The organism is Micromonospora sp. NPDC093244 (genome assembly GCF_040683695.1).
In the GTDB taxonomy this organism is placed as follows: domain Bacteria; phylum Actinomycetota; class Actinomycetes; order Mycobacteriales; family Micromonosporaceae; genus Micromonospora.
Window position 1 is genome coordinate 1,619,576 of the sequence record NZ_JBFBEO010000002.1, and the last position, 12,292, is coordinate 1,631,867.

Sequence of the window (12,292 nt, forward strand, 5' to 3'; positions counted from 1 at the left end):
GATTCCCGAGCCGGGCATCCGGTGGGTCAGGTCACGTAGAAGGTCATCGCACCGGTGACCGCTGATTCACCCTACCCGCGTCGAATACCGCGTGTCCGAGCCGGACCCTGGGACACCGCACTCCGGACCGCTCACCCAGGACCAGCGGGCCCCAGTGGAGTCGGTGAACCTGATGACCAGTGCCTGCTCACCCTGGAACTCGGCGAAGTCGATCACCTCGACCACCAGCGGGGCGGACCCGTGCTCCGTCGCCACGTCGGCCAGGCAGGCGGTCAGCGCCCTCTGGTCCGTGAGGCGGGCCAGCTGGTCCAGACCGTCCGGCGCGGGCCGTCGGCCTCCCTCGGCGTCCACCCCGGGCTGGTTGGCGGGGGCGTCGCCGGGAGCGCCGGACGGGGTGCGGGTGGGGATGTCGGTGGCCTGGTAGGGCGCCGGCCGGTCCGCGTCCCCGAGGGTCTGCGGGTCGTAGTCCGTACCGCTGCGCAGTGCCGGCCCGGTGGTGCGGACCGCTCCGGCCGTCGCGGCGCCCTCGGGCGCGCTGGCCGGCCGGTCCAGGGCGCTGGTGCCGGCGATGTCCGAGGCGTCCATCGACAGCTGGTTGAGGCCCAACGCGACCCCGACGACGGCGACCGCCGCGACGGCCACCGGTGCCCCACGCCGCACCCAGCGGCGCCGACGGCGGCCAGGTCCGGTGGCGGCCGTGCGATCGGGTTCGGCGGGCCGCCGACCCGCTCCACCCTGGGCCGGTACGACACCCGGGGCGGCGGTGGTGTCGTCAGCGGCGGCCAGCGCCGCGAGGAGCCGGTCGGCGACCGCCGGCGGCATCTCCGGAGACGGGCCGGCCCACTCGGCCAGGTCGGCCAGGTCGGCCAGGTCGGCCAGGTCGGCCTGCACCTGCGTCAGCGCGGAGTCCAGCCGGGCGTGCGCCTCGGCCCATGCCGGGTCCGAATCCACCAGACGGGCGACCTCCGCCTGCTGCGGCGTGCCGTCCAGCGCCCCGCCGAGGTAGTCAGCGAGCAGGTCGTCGTCGACCTCCCTGAACCCCTCGGTCGTCACGTGTCCTCCTGATTGGCGTCCCGCCGGTAACGGCCCGGCCCCGATCCGACGCCCTCCACCGGGCGTGGGTTCCCCGGGGTGACGCCCGGCACGTCCGCGACCGGGTCCGACGGCTGCGGACGGGCCGGACGGAGGTGCCCGAGCGCCACCGCGAGCCGAGCTCTGCCCCGTGCGCAGCGGCTCTTCACCGTTCCCTCGGCGACACCGAGGATGCGAGCCACCTCGGCGACGGGGTAGCCCTGCACGTCCACCAGCACCAGGGCGGCGCGCTGTTCGACGGGCAGGGTGGCGAGTGCCTGGCGGACCACGAGCGCGGTGTCGTGGTCCTGTATCGGTGCGGCCGGCTCCACACCCCGGGTGCCGGAGCCGTCCCCGGCCGGGTCGCCGTCGGGCAGCGGCACCGTGGGATGCGCCTGGCGGCGTCGGACCCGGTCCAGGCAGGCGTTGACCACGATCCGGTGCAGCCAGGTGGTGACCGCGGAGTCACCGCGGAAACGGCCGGCCGCCCGGTGCGCGGACAGCAGCGCGTCCTGGAGAGCGTCCGCCGCCTCCTCGCGGTCGCCGAGCGTCCGCAGGGCCACCGCCCACAACCGGTCGCGGTGCCGGCGGAACAGCTCGGCGAACGCGTCCCGATCACCTGCGACGTGGGCGCGCAGCAGCTCCAGGTCCGTCGCCGCGTCGCGCCCGTCCATCACCGCGTCCAGCGGATGCGGTGCGACGGTGGAGGTGCCAGGCTCACGACCCCTGGACCGTGATCTCCTGCACCCCCAGCTTGAACCCGCCCTCGGACGGCGGCAGCTGGGTGATCCAGAACAGCAGGTACCGGTACTTCGTGTCGGCGTCGAAGCCGTTGAACGTCATGGTGGTGCCGTCGTGGTCCTCGAACGGCTGACCGATCGGCGTCTTGTAGCTCGCGACCAACTGCTTGTCACCGCTGGAGCTGGACGGCGGGTTGGTCGTACCGGCGAGGAGCTGGGCGGACGCCCCGGTGGCCGACAGCACCGCCTGGACCGACTTGACTGTGTGCGGCTCGCCGAGGTCGATCCAGACGCCCATGCCCTTCTTCAGATTGCCGAAGTTGGGCCGGTCGCGGTACGTCTCGGTCTCCCAGCCCTTGTCCTCGTCACCGTCGATGACCTTGTCGGCGCCGTCGACCTCGCTGCGGTTCGAGCTCTCCGGGTCGATGATCCGGACGTTCTTCACGGTCAGCTTGCGCGCCGTGGCGGCGGCAGGGGTGGCATCGCCGGCCGGGGCGCTGGAGGTGGGTGGGGCGACGGGGTTGGCCTGCTGGTCCTTGTCACCGTCGCCGAGCGCGCTGATCCCGATCAGCAGACCGACGAGGGCGACCGCCAGCAGGCCGGCGATGCCGATCGCGACTTTGCGGCCACCGGCAGCCGCCAGCGGGGACGGCTCCTCCTCGGTGTCGGCCGCGAACCGCAGCGGGCCACTGTTGTCGAGGTAGTGCTCATCCTCGGCCGGCACGTCCAGTCGCGCCAACTCGGCGGCGAGCACGTCCGACGAGGGCGGGGCGATCTCGGCGTCGAGCAGGTCCATGGTCAGGTCGTCCAGGTACGCGGGCACGCCGGCCCGGACCTGGCGGGGGGCCGCGATGGCGCCCGTGGCGTCCCGGACACCGTCCGGGATGGCGGCCCGTCCGTGGCCGGCGGTGGCGCCGTGCAGTGGCGCCTCGGCGTGCGGCCAGTGGCCGGTCAGGGCGAAGTAGAGGATGCCGCCGACAGCCCGGATGTCGTTCTCCTGGCTGTCGGCGCCGTCGGTGCGCGCGTCGGCCAGCACCACGCGGCCCTCGTCGCTGATCATGACGGTGCCGGGGTGGACGTTTCCGTGCACCATGCCTGTGGCGTGCACCGCGGCGAGCGCACTCGCGACGGCGTTGCCGATCGCGGTGGCCCGGGCCGGGTCCAGCGGGCCCTCGGTCGCCAGGTCGCGCAGGGACTGCCCGTCGACCCACTCACGGACCACGTACGCCCGCTCGGCCTCGTCGATCGCGTCGTAGACGCCTACCAGGTTGGGGTGGATGACCCGGCTGGCCGCGACAGCGGCCTGGAGCATCTCGGTGGCGGAGTCGCCACCCGGATAGCGCAGCACCACCGCGACGGGACGGCGCAGGATGACGTCGACCCCGCGCCAGACCAGCCGACCCGCGCTGTCGTTGTTGATGTGCTCGACCAGCTCGTAACGCTCGGCGAGGATTTCACCGGCCGTGGGAGCACCGAAGGTCATGACCGGCGGAGCGCTCTCGTCCGCCTCCTGACCCTCGCCGACCTGGGTCACCCGTCCTCCCTCGGTGATCGTGTCGATCGATGGACCCGAACTGCTGGGCATGTGGCTTCCCGCTCTGCCGTCGAAGGAACCGGCCGACCGGTGTCGACGCCCAGCGTCGGCGCCTGCCGTACCCGTCGAGAAGGACCTTACCCGGGTTGCCCGTCTCCCCGACATGTCATCTTCCCGCCGTACCCGGCGGGGTGCCGGGAGTCAGGGCAGTCGTCCGGTTACGACCGTTCTCAGCCACGTTGCTGGCACATGTACTAGCCAATCTACGGCTTCACCGCAAGTGACCGACGTTGGGGCTGACCCTGTCGTGGCACCCTCGCCAACCGGCATGTTCCCACCGATCGGGCGGCCACGCTCATCCGTACGGTTGGTTATCCACAGGCCGATCCGGTGGCTGACCGGCGAATCGCGGAGTTATCCACAGGTGCATCCCCAGCCTGGTGATCCGCGGTCACGTTCCGTACGGCCACAACTTTCTGTGCCCGTAAACCTGCGGTCAGCGACCGAGTCGGCGGCGGACCATGCCGACCACCTCGGTGATCTCCCCGATCCGCAGCACAGTGGCCAGTCCGAGGTAGGTGCCGCCGATCACCGCCCCGCCGATCACGAGCTGGACGACCGCCTGCATCCAACTCGGCGTGTCGCCGCCGGGCAGCAGGCTCACCACGAGCAGGCCGACCAGCGCCGAACCCAACGCGGCGACCGCCACCCGGCCGAGGGTGCGCAGGATGGCGCCCATCCCGATCCGGCCGACCCGGGGTCGCAGCAGCCAGGCGGAGGCGAACGCCGCGGCCAGGTAGGACACGGCGTTGCCGATCATCATCCCGGCCGCCGCGAAGTGCGCGGCGAAGGCGACGTAGAGGACCACCTGGACGCCGATCCGCAGCGCCACCACCGGAATGTTGATCAGCGCCGGGGTGCGGGTGTCCGGCAGAGCGTAGAAGGCGAAGGTGAAGAGCTGGCTGATGGCGAACGGCACAAGCGCCAGCGCCGCCAGCAGCAGCACCAGTGACGTGTCGGCGGCGTTCTCGTCGGTGAACGCGCCGTAGCGGAACAGCGTCACCGCCAGCGGGGTCGCCAGCACCGCGTAGCAGACCGCGATCGGGGCGAGCACCGCCGAGACGGTCCGGGTGCCCCGGGACAGGTCGGCGGCGACATCGGCGTACCGGCCGTCGGCCGCCGCGGCGCTCATCCGGGGCATCAGCGCCGTGATGATCGAGACGGCGATGATGCCGTGCGCCATCATCAGCAGCAGGAACACGTTGTTGTAGATCAGTGGACCGGCGGCGTTCTCCTTACCGGCCCTGTTCAGCAGGTTGAACAGCACGATCAGCCCGACCTGGCTCACCGCGACGTAGCAGAACATCCAGCCGCCCAGGCGGCCCAGCTCGCGCAGACCCAGCGTGCGGAAGTCGAACCGCAGCTTCCAGCGGAAGCCGACCTTGCGCAGCGCCGGCAGCAGTCCGGCGGCCTGGATGGCGACACCGAGCAGCGTGCCGCCGCCGATCAGCAGGATCCGGCCGGTGGTCATGTCCTCCGGCTTGACGATCTTCGCGCCGAAGATCGCGATGTACAGACCCGCGGTCGCGATCACCACGATGTTGTTGAGGATCGGCGCCCACATCGGCGCGGCGAAGTGCCCCCGCGTGTTGAGCACGGCGCTGATCAGCGCGCTGAGGCCGGTGAAGAAGATCATCGGCAGCATCAGGTACGACAGTGCCTTGACCAGGCTCCGGAAGTCGTCCCCGGTGTTGTCGCCGGCGTAGAGCTGGGTCAGCAGGCCCGCCGACAGGACGGCGAGCAGGGCCGCCCCCGCCAGCGTGAGCACCGCGAGGGTCAGGAGCCGCTGGGCGTACGCCTGACCGCCGTCGGAGTCGACCTTGCGGCGGCGTACCAGCACCGGGATCAGGACGCTGGTCAGGATGCCGCCGAGCAGGAACTCGTACACCATCCCCGGCAGGATCTGCGCGGTCGTGTACGCGTCACCGACAAGCGCGCCACCGAGCGCGGCGGTCAACGCCAACGTACGCAGGAAGCCAGTACCCCGGCTGACCAGGCTGCCGATGGCCATCACGGCGCTGTTCGTCGCGGCGCTCGCCTCACCGATCTGCTCCTGCGGCGGCGCTGTCGACTCCATGGCCGGCTGGTTCAGCGGCTCGGCGGAGATGAACGTGGCGCCGTCCCCGGGTCGCACGCCGGCTCCCGCACCGCCGTCCTGCGCGGCGTTCGCGCTGCGGTAGAGCCCGCCGCTCATCTCCAGCCTCCCAGGGGTACGTCGAGCCGGGCACCGACCCGCACGTCACAGACCATAGTCAACCCGTACCCGTTACCCGCGCCCGGCGGATCCGATCACACCCCGGCCCGATAGGCTGGCGATCCCATGTCCGAAGTCTCCGCTCCCCACACCGCCGACCGCCGCGAACTCACCGCCGCGCAGCGCAACGCCGTCGCCGAACTGCTCCGGGTCTCCCCGGTCGCCGACGAGTTGGGCCGCCGGTTCGTGCGCGCCGGTCACGAGTTGCATCTGGTGGGCGGTTCGGTCCGGGACGCCCTGCTCGGCCGGCTCGGCGACGACCTGGACTTCTGCACCGACGCGCACCCCGACGAGACGCTGCGGATCCTCAAGGGCTGGGCCGAGTCGATCTGGGAGACCGGCCGGGAGTTCGGCACCATCGGGGCTCAGCGCGCCGGCCTCCGGCTGGAGATCACCACCTTCCGCGCCGAGTCGTACGACCAGGTGAGCCGCAACCCGGTGGTCGTGTACGGCACCAGCCTCGACGAGGACCTGAAGCGGCGCGACTTCACGATCAACGCGATGGCGGTGAGCCTGCCGGAGCACCGGTTCACCGATCCGCACGGCGGGTTGGACGACCTTTCGGCAAAGGTGATCCGTACCCCCAGCACCCCCCGCGAGTCGTTCGGCGACGACCCGCTGCGGATGCTGCGGGCGGCCCGGTTCGCCGCCCAGCTGGGCTTCGCCGTCCACCCCGACGCGCACCGGGCGATGAGCGACATGTCGGCGGACCTGGACCGGATCACCGCCGAACGGATCCGCGACGAGTTCACCAAGCTGCTCTGCGGCGCGGACCCGATCACCGGGCTGCGGCTGCTCGTCGACACGGGGCTGGCCGAGCGGTTCCTGCCCGAGCTGACCGGTCTGAAGCTGGAGATCGACGAGCACGCCCAGCACAAGGACGTGTACGAGCACACGCTGACGGTCGTCGAGAACGCGGTCTCCTTCGAGGAGGAGGGCTGCGACTTCATCCTGCGGATGGCCGCCCTCATGCACGACGTGGGCAAGCCGGCGACGAAGGCGGTCGGGTCCGACGGCCGGGTCAGCTTCCACCACCACGAGGTGGTGGGCGCCAGGCTGACCAAGGCCCGGATGAAGGCGATGCGCTACCCCAAGGAGATCACCGCGAAGGTGACCGCGCTTGTCGCGCTGCACCTTCGCTTCTACGGGTACGGGCGGGGCGAGTGGACCGACTCGGCGGTGCGCCGCTACGTCGCCGACGCCGGTGACCTGCTGCCCCGGCTGCACAAGCTGACCCGCTCGGACTGCACGACCCGCAACCGTCGCAAGGCGGCCCAGCTCGCTGCGGACTACGACGCGTTGGAGGACCGGATCGCCCGGATCGCGGCCGAGGAGGACCTGGCACGGGTCCGCCCCGACCTCGACGGCAACGCGATCATGGAGCTGCTCGGCGTACCGCCGGGGCCTGTCGTCGGGCGGGCCTGGAAGCACCTCAAGGAGCAGCGCCTGGAGCACGGGCCGCTGGACCGCGACGCCGCCGAGGCGGAACTGCTGCGCTGGGCCCGCGCCGAGGGCCTGATCAACTAGCGCCTCGCGCTGATCGACGTCGCGACGGGCGCCACCCCCAGCCGGGAGCGGCGCCCGTCGGCGTACCGGGTCAGCGGGTTTCGACGGCCTTCCCGTCAACGGACGCGGCGCCATTGCCGGTCGGAGCGGACGCCGAGCCGATCCGCGCCAGCAGACCGGGCAGGTCGATCCCGGTCAGGTCGCTGCCGAGCTGGAGGCCCTGGGCCACGTTGCCGGCCACCGACTTCGTCAGCGACGAGGCGCCGTCGGTGGAGATGACAGTCATCTTGTCGATAGCGCCGATCGGGGCGCTTGCCGCCTCGACGACCTGCGGCAGCACCTTGACCAGCAGGTCGAGGACTGCTGCCTCCCCGTACGCGGCGAACGCCTCGGCCTTGCGCGCCATCGCGTCCGCCTCGGCCTCACCCTTGGCCAGGATGGCCGCCGCCTCGGCCTGACCTTCCCGCTCCACGGCCTCGGCGATGGCGGAGCGCCGCCGCTGCTCGGCCTCACCCTCCTTGGCGCCCTCGATGGCGTTCGCCTCCGCGAGCGCGGCCCGTCGGGCGCGCTCACCCTCACCGGTGAGGCGGGCCTGCTCGGCGGAGGCCTGCGCGGCGGCGATGACCGACTGCCGCTGCGCGTCGGCGTGCAGCACCGCCGCGTTGCGGGACGCCTCGGCCTCCTGCTCCACCTTGTACCGGGCCGCGTCGGCCGGCTTGCGGACCTCGGTGTCGAGCTGGCGCTGCTTGAGTTCGGCGTTGCGCTCGGCGACCTTCTGCTGCTCGGAGAGGATCGCCTGGTCCCGTTCGGCCTGGGCGAGCGGTCCGGCCGCGGCGGACTTGGCCTTCGCCGCGTCGATCTCGGCCTGGATGCCGGCCTGCTTGAGGGCCAGGTTCCGGTTGGCCTCGGCGATGGCCTCCTCGGCGAGCAGCCGCTCCTGTTCGGCCTGCTGCCGGGCCCGCGCCTCGGCGATCGCCGCGTCCTTGAGCACCCGGGCGGCCTCGGGCCGGCCCAGGTCCTGCAGGTACGAGCCCTCGGCGAGGATGTCCTGGAGTTGGAACGTGTCCAGCACCAGGCCCTGGTTGGTCATCGAGTGCTCGGCCTCCTCGGCGACCGCGCTGGCGAACGCGGCCCGGTCCCGGATGACCTCCTCGACGGTGAGCCGGCCGACGATCGACCGCAGCGCACCGGCCAGCACCTCGCGGGTGAAGTTGTCGATCTCGTCCTGCTGGTGCAGGAACCGCTGGGCGGCGGCCCGGATCGCGTCCTCGGTTCCGCCTACCTTGACGATCGCCACGCCGTGCAGGTCGGCGCGGATGCCCTGCTTGCTCACCGCTCCCCGGATGCCGACGTCGATCCGGCGGCTGGACAGGTCGAGCGACTGGAGTTTCTGCACCACCGGCAGCACGAACACCGAGGCGCCCAGCACGACCTTCTGCCCGGAGTTGTCGGTCGACCTGGCGCCGTCGGCGGTCTGGGTGGTGCGGCCCTTGCGACCGGTGACGATGAACGCCTCGTTCGGCCCGGCCACCTTGATCCGGGAGAGCACGAACAACACCAGGATGAGTACGAGGAGGACCGCGCCGCCGATGGCGATCAGCAGGGGCATGGATGAAGTCCCGTCTGTAGAGGAGGAGTCAGTAGGTCTCGACGTGCACGCTTGTCTCGCTGAGCGCCTGCACGACGAAGACCTGGGCGCCGATCGGGATCGGCTGGTCCGCGCGGGCGTTGAGCTTGACCGGTTGTCCGGCCACGCGTACCCGGACCTCGCCGTAGCCGTTGACCGGCACGGGCGTGACGACCAGGCCGAGCGCCCCCACCAGGTCGTCGCGGGTGGGCGTGGGGTCGGTGCGCATGTTCCGGGCCGCCCGGCCGAACCGTGAGGCCAGCCAGCCGGTGGGCACGGCCGCGAGCAGGCCGCCGGCCGCCGCGCCAGCGATCATGCCCGGTGTACGCGCGCCGAGCAGTTCGTTGACGATGGCACCGCCGAACCCGAACGCCCCGGCAAAGCCGGCGACCGTCTCGAGCGAGATCGGCCCGTCCACGTCGACGTGCCCGAAGTGGAGCAACTCGGTGCCGAGCAACGCGAGAGCCAGCACAGCGACGCCCGCACCGCCGATGATCAGAAAGATGAGCGTCCCCGTGGCCACGACCTGCAAGGTATCGACACTCCGCAAGGTTCCGGGCCGGCCGTCGGGATGACAGAAGCACGACGACACGGGTGCGTACCGACCGAAAGGCCGAGGCGCTGGCCGATGGGATCGTCCATCATGACGGGACGCCCGGCGGCTGCGGCGTACATCGATGCGCCAGTGGGAGCGGCCGGGGCGGTTGGTCGCCCGCAGGGGGCGGTCAACGAAGACACGGGGAGATCTGTCTGTGAAACGTCGTGGCGTCATTCGCCGCTCGGCGGTGGCGGGCATCGCCATCGCCTCCGCAACCCTCATCGTCAGCGCCGGCACCGGTGGCGCCGCGCTGGCCAAACCAACTGCTCCTTCGTCGGCCGAGCCCGCTCACAAGGTCGCGGGCGCGCACGGCGACTCCAAGCCCTCCAAGGGCAAGACCAGCGCCATCGTGCCGGACAGCTACATCGTCGTCCTGAAGGGCAAGATGGCCACTCCGGGGCAGCGCAAGGCCGCCGCCACGGCGTTGACCAAGGGGAACGGCGGCACGGTCCGCCGGGTCTTCGAGAAGGCGCTCAACGGCTACTCCGCCACCATGACCCGCCAGCAGGCGGACCGGCTGGCCGCCAACTCGGACGTCGCCTACGTGGAGCCGGTCCGGACGATGTCGACGAGCGGGACGCAGACCTCGCCCCCCTCGTGGGGTCTTGACCGCGTCGACCAGGCCTCGCCCAAGTTGGACGGCTCGTACTCCTACCCGACCACCGGCGCCGGCGTCACCGCGTTCGTGATCGACACCGGCATCGACGTGGCCCACGAGGACTTCGGTGGCCGGGCCGTCTCCGGGTACGACTTCGTCGACCAGGACGACGTCGCCGAGGACTGTGACGGCCACGGCACCCACGTCGCGGGCACCATCGGTGGCACCCGGTTCGGCGTGGCCAAGGACGTCAAGCTCGTGGGCCTTCGAGTCTTTCCGTGCGTGGGCGGAGCCCGCACCGACCACATCGTCGCCGCGATCGACTGGGCGACCACGCACAAGACCGGGCCCTCCGTGGTCAACCTGAGCCTCGGGGGCTACGACGAGGGCAACTACCAGGCCGTGACCAACGCGATCAACAACTCGATCGCCAACGGTCTGACCTACGCCGTCGCCGCCGGCAACGACTATGACGACGCCTGCTACTACTCGCCGGCGAACGTGTCGGCCGCGATCACCGTGGGCGCGACCGACATGGTCGACTACCGCTCCTGGTGGACCAACTACGGCAGCTGCATCGACATCTACGCGCCGGGCATGAGCATCGTCTCCGCCGCGGCCGGGACCGGCAACGGCTCGGTGTCCTTCAACGGCACGTCGATGGCCAGCCCGCACGTCGCGGGCGCCGCAGCGCTGCTGCTCGAGGCCAACCCGACCTGGAGCCCGGCGCAGGTCCGGGACACCATCGTCAGCACGGGCATCGCCGGTGCGGTGCACAACCCGTGGGGCGGCGTGGACCGGCTGCTGAACGTGGCGGCCGCGGTGTCTCCGGCACGCGACGCACACGGGTTGCGGGCTCGCTCCAACGGGAAGTTCGTCTCGGCCGACGGGGCGGGCAGCAAACCGCTCGTCAACAACGGCCCGGCGTTCGGCGCCTGGGAGAGGTTCGACATCGTCGACGCCGGCAGCGGTCTTGTCGCGTTGCGGGCGAAGGTCAACGGGAAGTTCGTCTCGGCCGACGGGGCGGGCAGCAAGCCGCTGATCGCCAACGGGCCGGCGATCAGCACCTGGGAGAAGTTCCAGCTGATCAACAATGCGGACGGAACGGTGAGTCTCCGTGCGATTGTCAACAACAAGTTCGTGAGCGCACCGAACACCGGTGGCACGTTGATCGCCAACGCGCCGAGCGCGAGCACCTGGGAGAAGTTCTTCGTCGAGGCCCCGAACCCGATCGTCACCATCAGGTCGGCCGCCAGCGGGTTGTACGTCTCCGCCGACGGTGCGGGTTCGAAGCCGCTGATCCCGCTGGCCTCCACGGCCAGCACGTGGGAGAAGTTCGAGATGGTCGACATCGGCTACGGCTACTTCGCGCTCCGGTCGCTGGCCAACGGGAAGTACGTCAGCGCCGAGGGTGCGGGCAGCAAGCCGCTCATCGCCTCCGGACCGGCCGTCAGCGACTGGGAGATCTTCGACCTTCCCTGGTACCGGGGCGACGGGTCGATCTGGTTGCGGGCGGACATCGACCAGCAGGCGGTCAGCGCGGGCAGCGCCGGCACCAGTCAGCTCATTCCGAACAAGAACTTCAACGATGAGCTTGACGACTTCGGTCTGTCGGCCGGCGAGCGGTACTTCATCAACCCGGCCTGACCGGGTCTCCGCACCACCAGTTCATCCATCGGTGCCCGTCGGCGTCGCCCCTCACCGGGCGGCGTCGGCGGGCACCGCCCGTGTGGGCGGTGGCACATCGAGGGTGCCGAGCGGATCTGCCGGGCGACGGGCCGTCCGGTCCACCGACCGCGTCGGGGACAATGGCTTGATGCGCTGGACTGTGCTCGACTCGCCGATCGGCGAGTTCTCCGTGGCCAGCGACGGCGAGACCGTCTGCGGCGCGCACTTCGGTCGGGTGGAGTCGGCCGCCGACGAGCCCGCCGACACGGTGTCCCGGCAGGCCGTCGACGAGCTGCGGGCGTACTTCGCCGGTGAGTTGACGGCGTTCACGGTTCCGGTGTCGGTTCCGCGCGGCTCGGACTTCGAGCGGGCCGTCTGGCGGGAGATGACTCTCATCCCGTACGGCGAGACGTTGACCTACGGTGAGGTCGCGCGCCGGGTCGGTGATCCCGGGGCGGCGCGGGCGGTGGGTGTGGCCTGCAACCGCAACCCGGTCCCGGTGCTCGTACCGTGTCACCGGATCGTCGGTGCGGGAGGCAAGCTGGTCGGGTTCGGCGGCGGGTTGCCGCGCAAGGTGCACCTGCTGGAGCTGGAAACGCGGGTGGCCCTGCGGGACGCCTGGTACGGAGCCTGACA

At 71.2% G+C, this 12,292-nt stretch carries 9 protein-coding genes; 3 read left to right on the top strand and 6 right to left on the bottom strand.

From position 1 onward, the window contains the following. Window positions 1-66: 66 nt before the first annotated feature. The 4 genes from AB0N27_RS17825 to murJ form a co-directional block, all read right to left on the bottom strand. Complete coding sequence (locus AB0N27_RS17825) at window positions 67-1,053, bottom strand: hypothetical protein (RefSeq protein ID WP_364370195.1); 987 nt, start codon at window positions 1,051-1,053, stop codon at window positions 67-69. Continuing rightward, complete coding sequence (gene sigM / locus AB0N27_RS17830) at window positions 1,050-1,745, bottom strand: RNA polymerase sigma factor SigM (RefSeq protein ID WP_364370198.1); 696 nt, start codon at window positions 1,743-1,745, stop codon at window positions 1,050-1,052. The genes AB0N27_RS17825 and sigM overlap by 4 nt, the downstream gene beginning before the upstream one ends. A 43-nt stretch (window positions 1,746-1,788) precedes the next feature. Further along, window positions 1,789-3,396, bottom strand: coding sequence for a protein kinase family protein (locus tag AB0N27_RS17835; protein ID WP_364370201.1), 1,608 nt, complete (start codon window positions 3,394-3,396; stop codon window positions 1,789-1,791). A gap of 445 nt (window positions 3,397-3,841) precedes the next feature. Beyond that, complete coding sequence (gene murJ / locus AB0N27_RS17840) at window positions 3,842-5,599, bottom strand: murein biosynthesis integral membrane protein MurJ (RefSeq protein ID WP_364370204.1); 1,758 nt, start codon at window positions 5,597-5,599, stop codon at window positions 3,842-3,844. A gap of 126 nt (window positions 5,600-5,725) precedes the next feature. Between murJ and AB0N27_RS17845 the strand changes: the two genes are divergently transcribed. Beyond that, window positions 5,726-7,186 (top strand): CCA tRNA nucleotidyltransferase, encoded by a 1,461-nt coding sequence (locus AB0N27_RS17845; RefSeq protein ID WP_364370207.1) that lies wholly within the window; start codon window positions 5,726-5,728, stop codon window positions 7,184-7,186. Between the two features lie 70 nt (window positions 7,187-7,256). Here the strand turns inward: AB0N27_RS17845 and AB0N27_RS17850 are convergent, their stop codons facing one another. Beyond that, complete coding sequence (locus tag AB0N27_RS17850) at window positions 7,257-8,774, bottom strand: SPFH domain-containing protein (protein ID WP_364370210.1); 1,518 nt, start codon at window positions 8,772-8,774, stop codon at window positions 7,257-7,259. A gap of 28 nt (window positions 8,775-8,802) precedes the next feature. Then, a complete protein-coding gene (locus AB0N27_RS17855; protein WP_364370213.1) occupies window positions 8,803-9,324 on the bottom strand; it encodes a hypothetical protein in 522 nt (173 codons plus the stop codon). A 220-nt stretch (window positions 9,325-9,544) separates the two neighbouring features. Here AB0N27_RS17855 and AB0N27_RS17860 point away from each other — a divergent pair, with 220 nt between their 5' ends. Further along, the gene (locus AB0N27_RS17860; protein WP_364370216.1) at window positions 9,545-11,635 is read left to right on the top strand and encodes a S8 family serine peptidase; all 2,091 of its coding nucleotides are present in this window, start codon (window positions 9,545-9,547) and stop codon (window positions 11,633-11,635) included. Window positions 11,636-11,804: 169 nt separating this feature from the next. Further along, complete coding sequence (locus tag AB0N27_RS17865; protein WP_364370219.1) at window positions 11,805-12,290, top strand: methylated-DNA--[protein]-cysteine S-methyltransferase; 486 nt, start codon at window positions 11,805-11,807, stop codon at window positions 12,288-12,290. Window positions 12,291-12,292: the final 2 nt, after the last annotated feature.